Here is a 19,022-nt window from a genome sequence, read left to right as displayed (position 1 = left end):
GGTCTGATAGCACAATTCATCGCTTTTTTTGATTGGAATCAGCAAAATTATGCGTTGGAACGATGGTTTTACGATCTCCTAAATCGTCACGATCAAGGAGAGAGTATCGTGAAGTCCATATCGCGCCCGGGATATCATTCGCCATTCCCATCCATTGCTCTGACAAATTCCCGTATTCCGGGGATTAGTCTCTGCATTGGAATTACGGTTCTGGCTTACGGTCTCGAAGGTCTGGAGCGGGCGGTTACAGGCAAGGCATTTCTTGAAGCACTCAATCTTGCACTGGTTGCTGGCGTTGTCTTCCGCTCCTTTTACAAACCGGCAACATCTTTTCAGCCGGGTATAAAATTCTGCTCCAAGACACTTCTCAACATCGCCATCGTCATCTTGGGCACGACCTTCAGTCTGCAGGCTGTCCTCTCTGCCGGGCCGGAACTTCTGCTGTCTGTTATGGGTATGGTGATTTTCAGCCTTGTTTTCACCTGCTGGGCCGGACGGCTGAACGGTCTTTCGCCAACCCAGACGCTTCTTGTGGCCTGCGGCAATTCCATTTGCGGCAATTCCGCAATCATGGCGGCAGCACCCGCCGTTCATGCCCGTGACGAGGATGTTGGCGCGACGATTGCCTTTACCGCAGCAGGAGGCCTTGCGGTCGTGCTCGGACTGCCGTTCCTGCTGTCCTGTCTGCACATGCCAGACATCGCCAAAGGGGCCGTTGCGGGGCTGACAGTTTATGCCGTCCCGCAGGTCATGGCGGCGGCTTTTCCTTTCGGACCGGCAGCATTGCAAATGGGAACGCTCGTCAAGCTGATGCGCGTGCTGATGCTTGGTCCGGTCTGCATCGCTCTTTCATTTCTGGACGGTCGAACAGACCGGAACGACCCCACTTTGGTCACCACCCGTCCCGGCCAACGTCAAAAGCTGACCTCCCTCGTGCCGTGGTACATCATCGGCTTCATGCTGATGGTGATCATCCGCTCATTCGATGCCATCCCATCAGCCCTGATTGCGCCTCTCAGCCAGACAGCCACTTTCCTGACCATTCTGGCAATGGCAGCGCTTGGCCTGGGGATTGATATCCGCTCCGTCTTCCGGGCCGGCCGCCCGCTGGTGCTGACAGTGCTGATGTCTCTCACAGGCCTTGTCAGCACCAGCCTTCTGCTGGTCCGGCTTTTGATGTGCCACTGAGGCAACAGGCGGTTCAGTTCTGCTGCTGGTAAACCTGTCCGTATCGGTTAGCCAGATAGGCATCGAGGGGAATATCTTCCTGGCGGACAAACCCGCTGGTCGGAATTTTTCCTTCGGCAAGCAGATCCAGAACGGCACAGATTGAGCCTGCCGTCGTCAACTGGATGGCGGTACGATAGCCGCCCATGAAGTCCCGCGCCTGAATGGTCCGGGCCAGCGTTTCCTGATGCTGTCTGCCATGACGCGTGCCCGTGACGATGACCGAGAGTACCACCAGATCCTGAGACGTCCCCGGAATGGCATGCGTGAAAATATCCTGAAGGATATGGCGGCGTTCTGACAGGCGCAGATCCGACAGCAGCACCTTCATGATGTCGCGATGGCCCGGATAGCGCATGGTCCGGTAATTGAGCTCGCGAACCCGCCCTTCATAGGTCTCGCACAGCGATCCAAGTCCGCCTGATGTGTTGAAAGCTTCGTAGAGGACCCCGTCCACACCGAGCGTTTCCATGCCATCGAGCGCAGGAACAAGAGCACGCTTTCCGTTCACAATGGCTTCGCAGGGCTCGATATATTCGTTGATGAGGCCTTCCGTGCTCCAGGTCAGGTTGTAGCCTAGAGCATTGGACGGGAAACGTGGCAGGGCACCGACGCGCAGCCGGATCGTATCGACCTCATCGAAATGCCCGGCCAGATCATGCGCAGCAATGGAGACAAAGCCCGGCGCCAGACCGCATTGCGGAATGAACGCTGTTGATGCGCCCTCGGCCAGTGCCCTGACGTCCTTTGTAGAGGCGACATCCTCGGTCAGGTCCAGATAATGCACGCCCGCCACTACTGCCGCTTTGGCGACGGTCCGCGTCAGATGGAAGGGCAGTGCGGAAAGGATGGCAAACTGTCCTGCAAGCACTGCGGGATCGAGGCCGTGTGCGATATCAGCCGTCTGGCGCACGATTCCTTCCGGCAGTTTCAGGCTCTTAAGATAATCCGCGTGACAGTCGAGCAGCGTCACTTGGTAGCCACCGTGATGGAGAAGCTCTGCGATGGCCGAACCGATCTTGCCTGCGCCTGCGACTGTAACCTGCTTCATCGTGATGATCCTGTTCCGGAAGTGTTATGGAAATGATCATGACCGAAGACGACGGATCTCAAGCGGCAGGCTGACGGCAAAAAGCCGTTTCCATCGGCAGAATGCCGGATATAACAGGCAGAATGACGGATCAGATCGACCAGGCCCTTCTCGATATCCTGCGCCGCAATGCGCGCACCCCTACTGCTGCGCTGGCCCGCAGACTGGGGATATCCCGCACCACACTGCAGGGGCGCATTGAGCGTCTGGAACGGCAGGGTCACATCCGGGGCTATACGCTTCTAGAAAGTCCGGATGACGATCTGGTACGCGCGCATGTTTCGATCGTCATCACGCCGCGCCATAGCCAGAAGGTGGAGCGGGATCTGAAAATGCTGCCGGAACTCCGGGAACTGCATGCCGTCAGCGGAGCCTCGGACCTGATTGCCCTTCTTGGCGCGTCAACGACTGAAAGCATCAACAGGGCGATTGACGATATCGGGCAGCTGGACGGCGTGGAACGGACCGTTTCGGCGATCATCCTCTCAACGCGCTTCAGAAAGGGAAGCTGAAACCGCGGTACATGTTGTCCTGCTTCAGGCAGGTTTAATAGCAAATAATTCGAAAGAATATCCGGCAAGGCAGGCTCTGATTTCCGGCTCTGCATTAGAAATCTATTGATTTCATTATTTTCCGCTGGTCACTGTTTCTGAAAAATTCCCTTCCCCGATCATCACGGAGCCCTGATGCAGACGCCTCTTTCCACTTCAGACGCCATTACGGTCCGTGATCTGCGGAAAACCTATCGTATCCGCGAAGGAGGAAGCTGGCGGGGTAAAACGCGGGACATTGTTGCGCTGGACGGGATTTCCTTCTCCGTGCCCAAAGGCCAGATCGCAGGCTTCATCGGTCCGAACGGCGCGGGAAAATCGACGGCGATCAAGATCCTTTCCGGTATCCTGCGTCCGAGTTCAGGAGAGGTGCAGGTCAACGGGCTGGTTCCGTGGACAAACCGTGTGGCTCATGTGGCGCGAATTGGCGTCGTGTTCGGTCAGCGGACACAGTTGTGGTGGGATCTTTCGGTTGGTGAGGGTCTCGCCCTTCTGCGCGACATTTATGGCGTCGAGCCTGAGCGTTTCGCCCGCAACCGCGCCCGTCTGGCAGATGCGCTCGATCTTGGCGGGATCATGGACCAGTTCGTGCGTCAGCTTTCGCTTGGGCAGAGAATGCGTGCGGAAATCGCGGCGTCCCTCATTCATGATCCGGACATTCTCATTCTCGATGAACCGACAATCGGGCTGGACGCACCGTCCAAGCTCGCCGTGCGGGCGTTTGTCCACGAACTCTGCCGGGACCGGGGTACTACTGTTCTGCTGACGACCCATGACATGCACGACATTGAAGCTCTCGCAGAGCGCGTGATCGTCATCGGCCATGGTCGCATTCTGGCAGATAGTCCGTTCGAGGATCTGCGGATGACAACCCTGTCCGAGCGTATTCTCGAACTCGATTTCCATGATACGCCCCCCGAACTGACGCTTCCCGCCGGCGCCAGCGAAACCGCGCGCGAGCCCCACAGTATCACGATCACTTTTGACCCGCGCCAGATCCCTGCCCCGGCTCTCGTCGCGCATGTCGGCCATTTACCCGGCCTCGACGATCTGCGGATCAGCCGCCCTTCGATCGACGAGATCATCACGCGCTTCTATGCGGATCACCCAGCATGAGCCTGCGCCCTTATCTCACGGCCTTCGGTCTGCAATGGAAGATCGGCCTGCGATACCGCATCGCTGTCGTCGCCGGACTGGTGGCGCAGATGTGGTTCGGCGCCGTGACCCTGATGGCCTACGCTTCTGTCTATCATGCGGCTCCGGACGTGCAGGCCCCACTTTCGTTGCGACAGGCCATGACCTATACGTGGATCCAGCAGTCGCTTTTCACGCTTCTGCCGCTTGGCTGTCTGCCTGCGATCGGAGACGCCGCCCGGACAGGTTCCATCGTCTATGACCTGCTTCGGCCAGTCGATATGTGGAACTGGTGGCTGTCTGCCAGCCTGGCGCGACTGCTAGGGAACGCCGTGCCTCGCGCGGTCTTGCTGGCCTGCGTGGCCGGGCCGCTGGCCATGATTGTCGGTCTGGGGGCCTGGAGCCTCGCACCCCCTGCGAGCCTGATATCCGCAATCCTTGCCCTCGTTTCCATTGCGCTCGGCGCACTGCTGTCCGCCACCATCGTCATGGGCTGGAATATCCTCACGGCCCGTACGCTTTCGCCGCTGGGAAGCTACGCGGTTGGGACGCCTCTGGCGGTCCTGCTGTCCGGGATGCTGCTGCCCCTGCCGCTTTATCCTGACTGGATCCGCCCGTTCCTGCTTGTGCAACCTTTCGCCGGCATCACCGACATTCCGATCCGTATCTATCTCGGAACGCCCATTCCCGGTGGCGTTGCAACAGGTCTTGGCCTGCAGATCTTCTGGCTTGCAGCCCTGACACTCCTTGGACGGTTGTGGATGCGTCAGACCGTGAACCGGCTGGAGGTGCAGGGTGCCTGACATGCCACATTCCCCTTCCCGCACACTCGGCCCGGTCGGGCTGTATCGGCGGATGGCCGGCGCCTCAATCGTGGCGCAGCTGCGCTATCCCGGGACGTTCATAATCCAAGCCATCGGCAATTTCGTTACGACGCTCCTCAGCTTCTTCGGTATCTGGAGCCTGTTTCATCGCTTTGGCAGCATCGCGGGATGGGATATCGGCACGGTCGCCGCTCTGTACGGTCTGGTGAACGTGGCTTTCGCCGTGGCCGAAACGCTGGGGCGGGGGTTCGAGGTCTTTGGCGGGGAATATGTCAGGACTGGCAGTTTCGACCGCCTGCTCCTGCGTCCGCGCTCGACGCTGCTCCTGCTTCTGGGACACGAACTGCGCCTGCGTCCGATCGGACGCTTCCTTCAGGGGCTTTTTGTGCTTGTTGCCGGTTTGTGGCTCGCCCCGCATGTGCAGTGGAGCGCGCTGCTCGTGCTGCCCTGGGCCGTTGCGGGCGGGGCGGCCATGTTCCTTGGCGTCCTGATCGGACAGGCAGCCCTGTGCTTCATCACCGTTGAAGGTCTGGAAGTCGTCAACGTCCTGACCTATGGCGGTGTGGAAGCCGGACAGTACCCGCTGACCATGTTCGGCCGCTGGCTGCGGCGCTTCATCACCTTCGTCCTGCCGCTCGCTGCTGTCTGCTACTACCCGGCCCTGTTCTGCCTCCACCATCCGGACCCGCTCGGTCTGCCGATCTGGATCGGTGCTCTCTCGCCAGCCGCGGGATTCGCGTTTCTCGGCGTCATGGTTTTCGCCTGGCAGCGGGCCGTGGCCGGATATGTCTCCAGCGGAAGCTGATCTTTCCAGAGTTACGATATGGTCCCCATCAGCGACACATGGGCTGCGATGATCTTCCAGCCCTCGGGCGACCGGAACCAGGTCTGGCTCTGTCGCCCGATCCGGTCCGACCCGATCCGCTGGAACTCCAGATCAACCGTTGCCACGTCTTTTCCAATGGCTGTCACCACCCGCCGCAGAACTTCACGCGGCGGAGAACCGCCAGTCCTGTTCCGGCGGAAGGCCTGGATCTCGTCAAACCCGTAAAGATTTTCGCCAACCCCATAACGCACCGTCTCAGCGCCATTGTAAAAAAGCGCGTCCAGTTCCAGCAGCGCGTTCTCCCCAAGGGCTTTTTCGTAACGGTCCGACATGGCCGTCACTTCGTTGAGGACGCCCTGATCGTTCAGAACGGGATATTCGGCTGGGTTCATGGTCATTCTCCACAAGTCATGTCTGTAAGAGAACACCAGATCGTTCAAAAGAACCACCATCCTGCGGATCGATCAAAGGCATTGACCTTTCCGGAAGTCGGGAGCCAATAGTCGGTCAGACCCTGCATTTCCATGCGCTTTACTCCCATTCCCGTCACGAGTAGGTTTCTGTCATGCGTTACGTCCTTCTTCCCGGCCTGCTTCTTCTTGCCTCCTGCTCCGCAGTGCCATGGGTGACAGGACATACCGACAGCAAATGCATCCGTGAGCAGATGCTGACCGGCGCCAATGGCAATGACAATCCCTTTGCGACCGCCGCCAATATCTGTGCGGCCAAAATTCGCAAGGATAATGGCGGCCATGACCGCCCGCTGGACGTGCGCGACGACATGACGCTTCAGGCCATGGCAGAAAATCCGGATTACAACACAACCAGTCTTTCATTCGTGCCGCGCAATTCAAAGACCCGCATCCCGGGCGGTATCCGCAACATCAATATCGACTGAAGGCGCAGGTCAGCATTTCTGCTGGCCGCCTTGCCCCATGGAGGAATGAGTTTTCATGTTCAGCCACATCATGCTGGGGAGCAATGACATTGCCCGCTCCAAGAAATTCTATAATGCGACCCTTGGCGTTATCGGCTGCAAGCCCGCGGAACCCAACGACAAGGGCCGCCTGGCTTATGTTCATGCCGGTGGCCGTCTGATCATCACCAGGCCGCTGAACGGAGAACCTGCCACGGCCGCCAATGGCGGGACGATCGGTTTCGCGATGAACAGCGCTGAACAGGTCAATGCCTGGCACAAGGCTGGCGTGGAAAACGGTGGTGAGGCCATCGAAAATCCGCCCGGCATCCGTCACACGTCGATGGGCGACCTGTATCTGGCCTATCTGCGCGATCCGGATGGCAACAAGCTCTGCGCGATGTACAAGGCCGCCTGAAACCAACCAATCCCGGCAGCAAGGTTGTCTGCCGGGCTGCCCTGCGGCATGAAAGGGGCCAACACGTCCTTTTCCCTGCCACAGGTTTTTCCAGATGTCCGAACATACTCCCATTGGTCTCGAAAACAGTGCAGCGCCGGTCACGGCTCTCACCCATTCGGGCAATTTCCACGTCGATGAGACCATGGGCTATGTCATCCTGCACTATGCTCTCGCCCCGCATGGCGACCTGCGCGCGCGCGTTCTTGACGAAAAATCTGTCGATCGCCTGACCTTCATCCGGACCCGCAATCCGGACATCATCAAATCGGCCGATATCGTCTTTGACGTCGGCGGTCTCTATGACCCCCCACATGGCCGCTACGATCACCACATGAAGGACAAGCCGCTGCGCGAAGACGGCACGCCCTACAGCGCCGCCGGTCTGCTGTGGAAGGATTACGGTCACGCTGCCATCCGCAATATCCTGAAGACCCCGGTTGATGACGCGACTGTGGATCTGATCTGGAAGAGCCTCGACAAATCCCTGATCCTGCCGATCGATCAGGACGACAATGGCGTGGTCAAAATGGGCAAGCTCTCGCTGGCGGATATCGTCTCCGCCTGCAGCCCGCCTTGGGACACGGCCGAAGTCTATGGACGGCAGGAAGCGCGCGCCCGTGAATCGCTTGGTTTCGCAAATGCCGCTACGGCCGTCGCATCGCACCTGACCAACGTGGTGGATCGTGTCCGCGCCAGCCTCAAGGCGACGGACCGCGTTCTGGCAGCTTATGAAAATGCTGAAGACAAGCGCATCCTCGTCATGGGCACCGGCATGCCGACCGAAAAGGTCATTTTCGAGCATGAGTTGCCGGTCGTTTATGTGGTCTCTCCTGCCGGCCCGGAACAGTGGAACGTCAAGGCCGTCCCGCCCGTTCGCGGCGATTTCGGGCAGCGCGTCTCCCTGCCAGAAGCTTGGGGCGGACTGGAGCGTGAAAAGCTGACCACAGTCTCCGGTGTCTCCGATGCCGTGTTTGCCCACCCTGCCCGTTTCATCTGCGGGGCGGGAAGCCGTGAAGGCGCCATCCGCATGGCACAGCTGGCACTCCAGATCGCCGGGGTTTGAAATAAAAGGGGGACGCGATGACAGATCCTCGCGCCCCCCTTCCTGTATTTTTTCCAGTCAGACCAGAAGATAGAAAACCGCTGCCGCCACACAGACCGTTACCGGCAGTGTCAGCAGCCATGCCATGACGATCTTCGTCAGCATCTTCTTATTGATCCCCGACCCGGCAGCCACCATCGTTCCGGCAACACCGGACGTGATGATGTGCGTGGTCGAGACCGGCAGACCGGTATAGCCAGCCGTCATGATCAGCCCGGCGCCAACGACTTCTGACGCCGCACCCTGTGCCGGTGTCAGATGTGTTGTGCCGATCCCCTCACCCAGTGTGCGGACAATGCGCTTGTAACCGACCATCGTTCCGATACCGAGGCACAGCGCACTCAGCAGACGCACCCAGCCGGGCGCATATTCAACGGTCGGGCGCAGTTCGGCAGCGAGATGGGACGCGAGTTTCTTATCGGCATCCGAGGCAGCCGGGTTGGCCGCAACAGAACGCAGGCCGGACAGAACCTGATACACATCGCCGCGCAGTTCTGACGGCGCTTCGGCCGGTTCGCCCGTCTGGGAAAGACGGTGGATTGAGGCAACGGCATCTCCCTTGAACGAGTAGCGATCATACTGCGTCACCAGCGGCAGGGCCTGCTGCGCATCCTGACGAATCTGCTCGATACTGACCGGAGAAGCCGGGTTGAGCGCGAAGGCGGCAGGCATGATTCCGATGATCGTCAGCATGATGAGGCCGATGCTTTTCTGACCGTCATTGCTACCATGGGAGAAGCTGACCAGCGTGCAGGTCAGGACCAGCACGGCCCGAACGATCGGGTTCGGTTTCTGCTCCGGCATGGGCGCCTTGTACATTTCCGGCATCTTTACGAGGGATTTGATGAGGAAATACAGCAAAAGCGCGCCGACAAAGCCCAACAGAGGAGATACGGCAAGCGCACTCAGCACCTTCCAGATCTGGCTCCAGTCCACACTGTGGCCGAGTTCGCGGGCATGAACAAAGGAGTCACCAATCGCAATGCCGACCAGCGATCCGATGACACAGTGCGAGGACGAGTTCGGAATCCCGAACCACCAGGTCATCAGGTTCCAGGCCAGGGCGGTCCCGAACAGCGCGACCAGCATCGGAACGGCCGGGTTGCCACTGGGAGGCGAGAGAACATCCGGCGGCAGAAGCTCCACGAGCGCGTAAGCGACGGAAATGCCGCCCAGGATCACGCCCAGAAGGTTCATCAGTCCCGACCAGACGACTGCGACGGTCGGCTTCAGCGAATTGGTATAGATGACGGTTGCAACGGCATTGGCCGTGTCATGAAAGCCATTGGCAAATTCAAATACACAGACCAGAACAAAGCACAGGCACAGCGCAATGAGCGAAGCAGCCGAAGAAGGATCAAAATGGAGCATAGTGTCCGGTTTCCGTTATTTTGAACCCCGCCTTAATCCATCTTAATCAATTTTGATTGTGACGTTTCTGCTTTTCATAAAATCTTCACAACAACTAACCTCAGCTTTTTGCACAGAAGAATTTTACTGAATAAGCGCTTTGACAAGCGCCTTGAGGGCCTTCTGTGCTGCCTTAGATCCCCATTCTTTCAAAAGTTCTTTCGCCTGTGGCCGTTTCGAAAGCGCTTCCGCTGTCTCCCGGATCGGCGGCATGGCACTGACATGATCCTTCAGCGAGGCCGGAAGAGCAGGAAACGGATCAATATTTACCAGTTGGGTCAGCAGAGCCACGCTCGTGATTTTGCAGGTTGGATGACGCGTGTTCAGACAGACATAGGCTCCGGTTCCATTGGCTGCCGGATCGTAGATTGCTTTCCATGTCACGGCTGGAACCGGGATACGGCCTTTTCCGAGAGTTCGGATATGATCCGGATCATATCCGGGACCAGTTACGACGAAGATTTCCCCTTCCTGCCGCGCCCATCCCCTCACCGCACTTTCTACCCCTTCCCAAGGGCCACGGTTCAGCTCCGCCGTCTGCGGAACGATGTTCGAGAGTAGGAATGACTGCTGTTGCGCTTGAACTCCCGCTTCATCGCCACTCGGCGTCATGTGACCGCGGTCGTAACCTGAAGATCGATAATCCTCGAGCGAAGCGCGCATGGTAAAGGGCAGTCGTGTATCGACGAAAAAACTGCCCTGACGGCGTGTCCGGTCTGCAATTTCCAGATTTTCTTCCGTCAGATCCTCGGCTGACCAGAGAGGGCCTTTGCTGCCTTCCGAAACAAGAACGGCATAACCGGAATTGCAGAGCTGCACCGTGCCAATCCGGGCTGTTTCCAGCAATACCGCAGGTGCGGCCCCTTCCGCGAACATTGCCGGACACGTGTCGGCCTTCGCCGGCAGCACGAAAAAGGAAGCCAGAACCGGAAGATACAGAAAATATTTCAACAGCGTCTCACATGCCCGGTCTTACATCATCCGTTCCGGGTTAGCCCGGTGTTAATGGATCATCTTCCTCCATACAACTGATTGATTTTACAATTCGTTTTTATGAACCTCGCATGACGGCCGCAATCACGTGCTGCGCTCCATCATCCTGTAGAAGCACTGGAGCATCCTTTGTCAGGCGGTTCCCGTTCTCGACAATCTCCAGGGAGCCACGGCTGACATGCTCCGGATTTGTGACCTCAATCCGGTAGGTGGCCGTCTTCCAACGCAGGGTGACTTCAAAGCCCGGCCATTCCGGCGGAATGCAGGGCGACAGGAACAGTTTGCCATCCTCAATCCGCACGCCTAGCAGGATCTCTGTACCCACGCGCTGCATCCATCCAGCGGAACCCGTATACCAGGACCACCCTCCCCGTCCGACATGCGGGGCAGCGGAATAGACATCCGCAGCAACGACATAAGGCTCCAGCCTGTACCGTTCAGCAGCAGCGGCATCACGGGCATGATGCACCGGATTGATCGTCGCAAACATCTCATGAGCGGCCGCGCCATCTCCCAAGAGAGCCGTCGCCATGACCGTCCAGAGCGCCGCATGGGTGTATTGCCCTCCGTTTTCCCGCACACCGGGCGGATATCCGCGGATATAGCCGGGATCGGGCTCAGACGTATCAAACGGTGGCGTCAGCACCATGATGATCTCGTCATTCAGCCGGACCAGCTGTTCCCGGACAGCCTGCATGGCCCGTTGTGCCCTCTCCGGGTCACCCATTCCGTAAATCACGGCCCAGGACTGTGCAATTGCGTCAATCCGTCCCTCCCGGTTCAGATGACTTCCCAACGGGCTGCCATCATCGAAATAGGCACGGAGATACCAGTCCCCGTCCCAGGATTTTTCCAGCGCGCCCTTCAGATCCTCAAGTGCCTTTTCCCACAGCGTCACATGCCCCTGATCGCCCCGAGCTTCTGCCAGCGGGATGAACGCTTTCAGTGCCGATGACAGGAACCAGCCAAGCCAGACGCTTTCTCCACGCCCTGCTTCGCCGACACGGTTCATCCCGTCGTTCCAGTCTCCGGTGCCCATGAGTGGCAGGCCGTGAGTGCCCCATTTCAGGCTGTGATTCAGCGCCAGCGCACAATGCTCGTAAAGCGAGGCTGTCCGTTCCGTCGTTTCCGGCTGGAGGAACCGTTCATGTTCGTCCGCAGCAAGCACGGGAGCGCCCAGAAATGGCACTTCCTCATCCAGAACGGACCTGTCACCGCTTACACGTACGTATTGTGCCACCGTGAAGGCCAGCCATGCGCAGTCGTCGGAAATCCGCGTCCGCACACCGTTGCCTTTCTGGGGCAGCCACCAGTGTTGCACGTCCCCTTCCACAAACTGCCGGGATGCCGCACGGAGCAAATGCTCCCGGACCAGCGCAGGGACAGACGTGACAAGCGACATCCCGTCCTGAAGCTGATCGCGGAAGCCATAGGCTCCACTTGCCTGATAAAAGCCCGCCCGGGACCAGATGCGGCTCGACAGTGACTGATACAGCAGCCAGCCGTTGAGCATGATGTCCATTGCCCGGTCGGGGGTGCGAACCTGAATGGCGTCTGTAACTGACCGCCAGCCCTGCTTTACCTCTTCAAGCACGGTATCCAGATCAGCAGTCCGGTATTTCGTCACCAGCTCCCGGGCATGTTCAGTATTTCTACCCTGTCCCAGCAGGAAAACGATCTCAGCTTCACCGCCCGGCGGCAGGGTCATGACACTCTGCAGAGCCGCGCATGGATCGACACCAGCCCCGATGATCCCTGCAAGATCACCGCCCTGTATAATCGCGGAAGGTGCAGAAAGGCTTCCATTGCGACCTATGAATGCCGCCCGGTCATCCATGCAGGATGTCTGACGTCCCTGGAAATCCGCAAAGGCCACGCAGTCTCCAAATGTGTCGCCCCAGACATTCCGCGCCAGAACAGCACCGGTCTGCGCATCAAGTTCCGACGTCACGAAAGGCGCTGACGACGAACGGGCACGTCCCAGCACCCATTCCACATAAGCCGTTACACGCAGCGTCCGCGTATGAGACGACCGGTTTACCAGATGGAGCCGGGAAATTCTGACCGGATCATCCTGCGGTACATATTGCACAATTGTGCTGGCAATCCCTCCCGCGACCCGTTCAAACCGGCTGTATCCCCGCCCGTGATACGCGACATAAACCGCAGCTTCGTCATGGCAGACCGCGGCAAGCGGCGACCAGAAAACCTGATTTTCCTCATCACACAAATAGAAGGCCTCTCCGGTCGGATTACTGACCGGATCGTTGCTCCAGGGCGTCAGTTGGTTTTCGCGGCTGTTGCCCGACCATGTATAGCCACTGCCCTCCGCCGAAACCTGAAATCCGAAATGCGGGTTTGACACCACATTGATCCACGGAGCCGGCGTCGTACGCCGCCCACGCAGGATCACGGCATATTCCGTGCCCCCAGTCGTAAAACCGCCATGCCCGTTTGCGAGTTCGAGTTCCGGTAGAGATGGCGCCTCTCCCGAGGCCCTGTAGGCCCGGCAGAATGAGCCTTTTGCCGTCTCCACCTTCCCGTAACGGGCCGCTTCCGCCTGGGTAAGCTGGTATTGCAGGCTGCCGCCTTTGCCGGACAGCACCACGCGCGCCGCAGAAAACAGGAGTTCCTTCACGGCAGCAGACATCAGACTGCCCCTGAGCAGACGGACCGCTCCGGCACCTCCACCCATCGATGACGAGCGCACAAGGGTTTCGAGCGCCTGCTGAAGCTCCTGTGCATAAGACGTCTGATGCTCATTCAGGATGACGACATCGACCGCCAGCGCCTTGATGCGGAAATATTCATGCGCCCTGAGCACCGTGCGCGCGAGTTCGAAGTCCTCGCTTTCGCTTACGACGAGCAGCAGGATTGGCAGATCACCGGAAATGCCCTGCCCCCAGAGATCGGTCTGCTGTCCCGCACCACGTCTGATACGCTCGGGCGACGCCCGCAGCATCGGGCCTGCATATAGCAGTGCTCCAGCCAGCTGCTGGAACAAATCTGCCTGTGTCGGCCGGATATCAAGATGCCGCAGCTGGACCTGTGCATGTGTCCAGGCGAGTGTCAGCGCGCGGTCAAGATCCGCCGGGTCCTGATGCCGCTCGATGCTCTCCATCAGTCCGGCACGCGTGGAGGAAACGATCGTCCAGAATGACAGCTTGCGCGTGGCACGTGACGGAATGCTCAGTCGGCAACGCGCCGCAAAAACAGGGTCCAGTACGGTCCCAGTACTGCCGGACAGTTCCGTTCGTCCCTGCAACTCACAGGGGGTCCGAAGATCACGGCCACGCCCCACAAACCGCGCCCGATCCGTCTCGATCGACAATGCACCACCACCGACGATCAGGCAGGCAGCCCAGATTTCCTGTTCACCCGGGCTGCGACGCCGCCGCGTTGCGATGATGACGCGACGGGATGGAAGATATTCCGTCTGGACAAACATTTTTGCAAAGGCTGGATGCGCCAGATCCGCATCCTGCGGGCACAGCGCCAGTTCGACATAGGACGTCACCTCGATCTCAACCGGTGCAAGACCCGTATTGCTGACGGCAACGCGGCGCAGTTCAGCGTCATCTTCCGCCGAGACCAGCACATCCATTGCTGTCGTCAGTTCACCATCCTGCCGCAGATATGTGGCCCGGTCTTCCCGGAACTCGACACTCGAATGATCCGCTTCAACGCCGCAGGGCTGGAGACCCGCCGACCAGACGCGGCCGCGGCCGATATCCTTGAGATAGATATAGCTCCCCCAGTTATCGAGCGTTCCATCTTCACGCCACCGCGTCACTGCTTGCCCATCCCACCGACTATAGCCGGAACCCGCGGCCGTCAGCATGACGCTGTACCGGCCGTTCGACAGCAGATGCGTGACAGGTGCTGCACGGACATCCAGCGTAATGTGACGACCACCGGGCGCCTGACCTGTGGAAACAGGTGGCGGAAGCAGTTTTTCCTCTTTCAGCGGTCTCGTGATGGCGCCACCGGTCGGAGCGCGCTCCTGTAGCAGGAGTTCGGCCGCGCCGATCATGGGCTCCGCATGAAAGCGCCTGCGCATGACCCCTTCCAGCACGCTGTCTGCGAATGCCAGAATGGACATCCCCTGATGATGCGCCATGTAGGACTGGATGATCGCAACCTTTTCGCCGGGCTGAAGACGCTCCTTCGTATAATCAAGCGCTTCGTAAAATCCGAAAGCCCCCTGGGCCCCGAGCCCCTCAAGGCGCAGGAAATTCGCCACTGCTTTACGTGCATCGACCATTGCAGCCAGCGCCGTTGCGTAGGGTGCAATTACGAGGTTCTGGGCAAGCCCGCGCTTCATCCCGAGGCCCGGTACGCCGAAATTGGAATACTGATAATTGTAGTCCAGATCGCGCGCGTTATAGGCTGATTCCGAAATTCCCCAAGGCGTTTCACGCGCCTGCCCATATTCGATCTGGCGCCTGACGATTTGCCGGCTGGTGCCTTCGAGAAGACTGTCAAACGGGGCCGCCATGATCAGCGACGGCATGAGATATTCAAACATGGAGCCCGACCAGGACACCAGCGCTTCTCCACGCGCTACGGCCGCTACAGGCCGCCCCAGCCTGAACCAGTCCCGCGCTGGAATATCGCCTTTTGCGACTGCGAAAAACGCCGCCAGCCGGGCTTCCGATGCCAGCAGATCGTAGCAGTTGTCATCCAACGTTCCGTCATTGACGATAAAGCCGATGGACAGCAGCCCACGCTCCCGGTTACGCAGAAATCCGAACTCCATATCCAGCGCCATGCTGCGGGCCTGCGTCGCCAGCTCCTGCAACAGCGTGATGGTCCGTGTTCCGGCGCCATTATCCTTCTGATCGCTGCGTATGGCGTGCTGGGCAGCATGAAGCCAGAACAGGACATTCTCTGCTCCTGTCATGCAAACCGCATCCTTCTCGGACGTCCTGCGTTCCGCCATTCCGCTCAGGTGCCGGAGGGTTTCCTCGACATGCGTGACGAGGACACCAAGCCTTTGCTCAACGAAGTTCTCTCCTACGGCATTCTCTGCCAGTTCATGCAGAAGAGCATGAATGTCATGGGCGATGTCCTCCGAACGGAAGACGTCACTACCGGACATCAGTTCCTCTTTCGCCAGGTTCAGGGCATCCTGAACGCCAGAGCGCCACCCGTCCGGGGAACGGCCCTTACGCTGCCACTCCATAAGCGTCTGACCCAGAGCAATGAGATGCCCCGCCAGGTTGCCGCTGTCCACGGTCGAGACATAAACCGGCATCATGACGGAAAGATCTTCCGTGCTGTACCAGTTGTAGAAATGCCCCTTGAAGCGTGGAAGCCGCGCCATCGTGCCGAGCGTTTCGCGCACCCGCTCCACGGCCTCGGTCATGCCGATCCAGCCAAAATCATGCGCAGCGGTAACGGAAAGAAGGTAGAGCCCCATATTCGTTGGCGACGTCCGCCGAGCCAGCAGACCTTTCGGTTCTTCCTGAAAATTATCGGGCGGCAGGAAATGATCGGATGCAGTAACGAAGGTTTCGAAATACCGCCATGTCCGCCGGGCCTGCATACGCAGAAACGTGGTTTCTTCAGCAGTCGCCTCAAGCCTGCGGGCGGACACGTTGTACTGGCTTGCCTTCCACGCCATGAGAGGTGACAGAGCCCAGATACAGGCAAAAGGCAGCATGACGAGCCAGACACCCGGCGCCATAAGCGGCATCAGTCCGAACGCGATAATTCCAAGAAGAATGGCGCCGCCCATCTGGCGCACATATCCTACAATACTCTCGCGCGGTGCCTCCGCTGCCTGCGCGGCCGTTACCCATTGCAGGAGATGCCTGCGCGTGATGAATACGCGCACAAGTGTGCGGACAATCGCGTCTCCCATCAGGCAGGCCTGATCGGCAAGAAACACGAGGCAGAGCCCGGTCGTCAGGACCGTCCGTTTCAGATCCGCACCCAGCAGGGCAAGATAGCTGTCCACCGTTTCACCCTGCCGGTACTGGAAGGCGTCAATCAGCAGCGGCAGAACGGCCGGAATGGCTACGGTTGCCACGATGCACGAGGTCCAAACGAATGCGTCATGCCCCCCAAGCATCCATCCGGCGAACAATGCCGCCACAGCCATTGGCGCTGAAAGACTGCGCCTCAGATTGTCCAGCATCTTCCAGCGCGCAATACCGGTCATGGGATTGGGACGCATCCCAATTGTCGGGAGCCTGCCCATCCAGGAGAAAATCCATGGCAGTAGCTGCCAGTCTCCCCGCGTCCAGCGATGCAGCCGGGACGCCGACACCAGATAATCCGTCGGAAATTCCTCAATGACCTCAACATCGGTGACAAGTCCGGCCCTGGCAAAGACGCCTTCGAACAGGTCATGGCTCAGAAGCGTTTCTTCCGGCACGCGTCCTGCCAGAGCTGCCTCAAAGGCATCAACGTCATAGATCCCCTTGCCCGCAAAAGACCCTTCGGAAAACATGTCCTGGTACAGATCTGAGACGGCAGCCGTATAAGGCTCGATCCCATTGGGGCTCGAAAAGACCCGCTGAAACAGCGTGCTGCTCCGCGTTTTTGGCAGCGAAGGCGTCACACGTGGCTGAAGAATACCGTATCCTTCAACAACGCGCCCAAGTTCCTGGTTGAAGCTGGCCCGGTTGAGAGGATGGGCCAGTTTTCCGACCAGACGACGCACCACTTCGTAAGGCAGGCGCGTGTCGCTATCGAGCGTGACAATATATCGTACATTCTGCGGGATGTGCTGTCCTGCAAGCGGTATGAAGCTCGTATCCGATGCCCCGCGCAGAAGCCGGTTCAGTTCATGCAGCTTGCCGCGTTTACGCTCCCAGCCGATCCATTTCCCCTCACCTGCCGCCCAGATACGGCGCCGGTGCAGGAGCAGGAAGCGATCCGCCTCCTGATCCGGAGAACCATAAGTCCGGTTTAGTCGCGCGATCCCCTTGACGGCCTGTTCCAACAGGTCTTCATCTCCCGCCCGATGTTCGGAATCGCAGTCCGTCCAGTCCGTCAGAAGCGCAAAGCTGATATCTCCGTCCCGGCTGGCCAGATAATGCTTTTCCAGCCGATCCACCATTTCCGAAACTGCCTCTCGCCGCGTCAGGAGCGTTGGCACGACAACCATCGTGCGCAGCTCTGGAGGAATGCCTGCCTTGAGCTCCAGCGCCGGAAGTTCGGAGACCGTGATGGCCCACATCAGGAACCGGTTCATCCCTGAAACCACAGCATCCGAAGCCGGAATAAATCCAAGGATGAGCAGCAGGAGGAAAGCGCGTCCCGGTAGGTAAGCGTTCATGAGCGAGAGGAATCCGGACAGCAGAAGCAGCGTCAGGAGCGTAACCGCGACGCTGTATCCGGTAATTCCCAGCTTCCGGCAGGCTTTTCCGATCTGCACACGCAGGGGCGCGCGGAATGACAGTTCTTCTTCCAGAGCGGAGCGCCCTTCGGCAATCAGGTAATATCCGGGGTCCGTCCGCCTTGGATCGACGCTCTCTCCCAGTCGCGCATCTTGGGCTTTTGCGACCGCAAGACTGGCAATATCGCATTCTGAAAACCGCGATCCCTTCGCCAGTTTTTCGACCGCACGGCAGTACAGATGCCGGGTCGTGAAATCCATTCCGGAAAACTGGCCATGGGCAGACAGTATCCGACTGACCAGACTGACGTCTTCGACAAGGTCATTCCAGTCAGTTGTTGTCGTTAACCTGATACTGTTGATGATATTGCGGATCGTCGCATTTAGTGCGCCCTGTTCCTGCATTTCAGCATGGACGACCGTTTCAAGGTCTGTCCCTCTTTCCTGAAGCACACCGTCAAGCCACAGAAATGCTGGGTCTTTCTGGGGATCATGTCCCCGTAGGCGATGCGCAAACTGAACAAGAAATTCAGGCGTAAGCGTCGCGGTCTCGACACCTGCCAGGACACGCATGGTCTGTGCTCCGCTTGCCCCACCACTCTCCATCAGCGCATCAGCCAGCACATCCGCTTTCTCACGCGCCTGCAGGTCGTCACTGATTTTCTGGGAGATGCGACGCAGGTTTTCGATCAGGACGATCCGGATATTGATCGGCACCGCCCAGAGTTCGCGGATGAGAAGCGGCTGCGTCTGCTGATATGTTTCAAGGAAGCCGCGGATTGTTGTAATATCGATATGGCTATCGGTATGTGCTGCCAGAGCCCAGGCGATTTCGAACACCCGTGGAAGCCCGGCAAAGACGCCATCAACCAGTTTCGGAAGGTCGCGGTAATATCCGGCAGGCAGTTCGACCTTGATGGTCTGGATCTGCATGTCCATCAGGTAATAGTTGTCGATCAGCCATTCAGCGGCAGGCGTCAGCTGTTTCCCCTGCTCGGAGGCATGAGACAGGGCAATATTGGCTTTCTGCAGAACGCGCGCATCGTCGTTCAGACGCGCAATAAGCGGGTTCCCATATCCCGATAGCACAGTCTCAGCATGTGAAGCCGCCAGACTGTGAGCATGCAGACGCATACGGTCC

At 58.8% G+C, this 19,022-nt stretch carries 13 protein-coding genes; 8 read left to right on the top strand and 5 right to left on the bottom strand.

Going from position 1 to position 19,022, the window contains the following annotated elements:
* The first annotated feature begins 117 nt into the window (after window positions 1-117).
* The gene (locus tag GRO01_RS04340) at window positions 118-1,188 is read left to right on the top strand and encodes a YeiH family protein (RefSeq protein WP_062509061.1); all 1,071 of its coding nucleotides are present in this window, start codon (window positions 118-120) and stop codon (window positions 1,186-1,188) included.
* 13 nt (window positions 1,189-1,201) lie between these two features.
* Here the strand turns inward: GRO01_RS04340 and GRO01_RS04335 are convergent, their stop codons facing one another.
* Window positions 1,202-2,278 (bottom strand): saccharopine dehydrogenase family protein, encoded by a 1,077-nt coding sequence (locus GRO01_RS04335; RefSeq protein ID WP_062508951.1) that lies wholly within the window; start codon window positions 2,276-2,278, stop codon window positions 1,202-1,204.
* A gap of 122 nt (window positions 2,279-2,400) precedes the next feature.
* Between GRO01_RS04335 and GRO01_RS04330 the strand changes: the two genes are divergently transcribed.
* The 4 genes from GRO01_RS04330 (at window position 2,401) to GRO01_RS04315 (ending at window position 5,631) form a co-directional block, all read left to right on the top strand.
* Window positions 2,401-2,829, top strand: a complete 429-nt coding sequence (locus GRO01_RS04330; protein ID WP_062508952.1) for an Lrp/AsnC family transcriptional regulator — start codon at window positions 2,401-2,403, stop codon at window positions 2,827-2,829.
* A gap of 174 nt (window positions 2,830-3,003) precedes the next feature.
* Window positions 3,004-3,984 carry an ABC transporter ATP-binding protein gene (locus GRO01_RS04325; protein ID WP_062508954.1) on the top strand — a complete coding sequence of 327 codons (981 nt, stop codon included), beginning with the start codon at window positions 3,004-3,006 and terminating at the stop codon, window positions 3,982-3,984.
* Entirely contained in the window at window positions 3,981-4,805 is an 825-nt protein-coding gene (locus tag GRO01_RS04320; RefSeq protein ID WP_062508956.1) for an ABC transporter permease, read from the top strand. Before GRO01_RS04325 ends, GRO01_RS04320 begins: the two co-directional genes overlap by 4 nt.
* Window position 4,806: 1 nt before the next feature.
* Window positions 4,807-5,631 (top strand): ABC transporter permease, encoded by an 825-nt coding sequence (locus GRO01_RS04315; RefSeq protein WP_062508958.1) that lies wholly within the window; start codon window positions 4,807-4,809, stop codon window positions 5,629-5,631.
* A gap of 11 nt (window positions 5,632-5,642) precedes the next feature.
* Here the strand turns inward: GRO01_RS04315 and hpxZ are convergent, their stop codons facing one another.
* Window positions 5,643-6,044: an oxalurate catabolism protein HpxZ gene (gene hpxZ, locus GRO01_RS04310; RefSeq protein WP_062509062.1), complete on the bottom strand. Its 402-nt coding sequence runs from the start codon at window positions 6,042-6,044 to the stop codon at window positions 5,643-5,645.
* 173 nt (window positions 6,045-6,217) lie between these two features.
* Between hpxZ and GRO01_RS04305 the strand changes: the two genes are divergently transcribed.
* From GRO01_RS04305 to GRO01_RS04295, 3 genes are all read left to right on the top strand, one after another.
* Entirely contained in the window at window positions 6,218-6,550 is a 333-nt protein-coding gene (locus GRO01_RS04305) for a hypothetical protein (RefSeq protein WP_062508960.1), read from the top strand.
* Between the two features lie 55 nt (window positions 6,551-6,605).
* Window positions 6,606-6,986 (top strand): VOC family protein, encoded by a 381-nt coding sequence (locus GRO01_RS04300; RefSeq protein WP_062508962.1) that lies wholly within the window; start codon window positions 6,606-6,608, stop codon window positions 6,984-6,986.
* 94 nt (window positions 6,987-7,080) lie between these two features.
* Window positions 7,081-8,091 carry an MYG1 family protein gene (locus GRO01_RS04295; RefSeq protein WP_062508964.1) on the top strand — a complete coding sequence of 337 codons (1,011 nt, stop codon included), beginning with the start codon at window positions 7,081-7,083 and terminating at the stop codon, window positions 8,089-8,091.
* A gap of 57 nt (window positions 8,092-8,148) precedes the next feature.
* Here GRO01_RS04295 and GRO01_RS04290 read toward each other — a convergent pair whose 3' ends face one another.
* The 3 genes from GRO01_RS04290 to GRO01_RS04280 all read right to left on the bottom strand — a co-directional run bounded on the left by GRO01_RS04290 (window position 8,149) and on the right by GRO01_RS04280 (window position 19,015).
* The gene (locus tag GRO01_RS04290; protein ID WP_062508966.1) at window positions 8,149-9,501 is read right to left on the bottom strand and encodes an inorganic phosphate transporter; all 1,353 of its coding nucleotides are present in this window, start codon (window positions 9,499-9,501) and stop codon (window positions 8,149-8,151) included.
* A 123-nt stretch (window positions 9,502-9,624) separates the two neighbouring features.
* A complete protein-coding gene (locus GRO01_RS04285) occupies window positions 9,625-10,491 on the bottom strand; it encodes a DNA/RNA non-specific endonuclease (RefSeq protein WP_062508968.1) in 867 nt (288 codons plus the stop codon).
* A gap of 100 nt (window positions 10,492-10,591) precedes the next feature.
* Window positions 10,592-19,015 carry a GH36-type glycosyl hydrolase domain-containing protein gene (locus tag GRO01_RS04280; RefSeq protein ID WP_231490246.1) on the bottom strand — a complete coding sequence of 2,808 codons (8,424 nt, stop codon included), beginning with the start codon at window positions 19,013-19,015 and terminating at the stop codon, window positions 10,592-10,594.
* Window positions 19,016-19,022 lie beyond the last annotated feature (7 nt).

The organism is Gluconobacter roseus NBRC 3990 (assembly GCF_006538885.1).
In the GTDB taxonomy this organism is placed as follows: Bacteria; Pseudomonadota; Alphaproteobacteria; order Acetobacterales; family Acetobacteraceae; genus Gluconobacter; species Gluconobacter roseus.
This window is presented reverse-complemented; position numbering and strand designations above follow the sequence as displayed.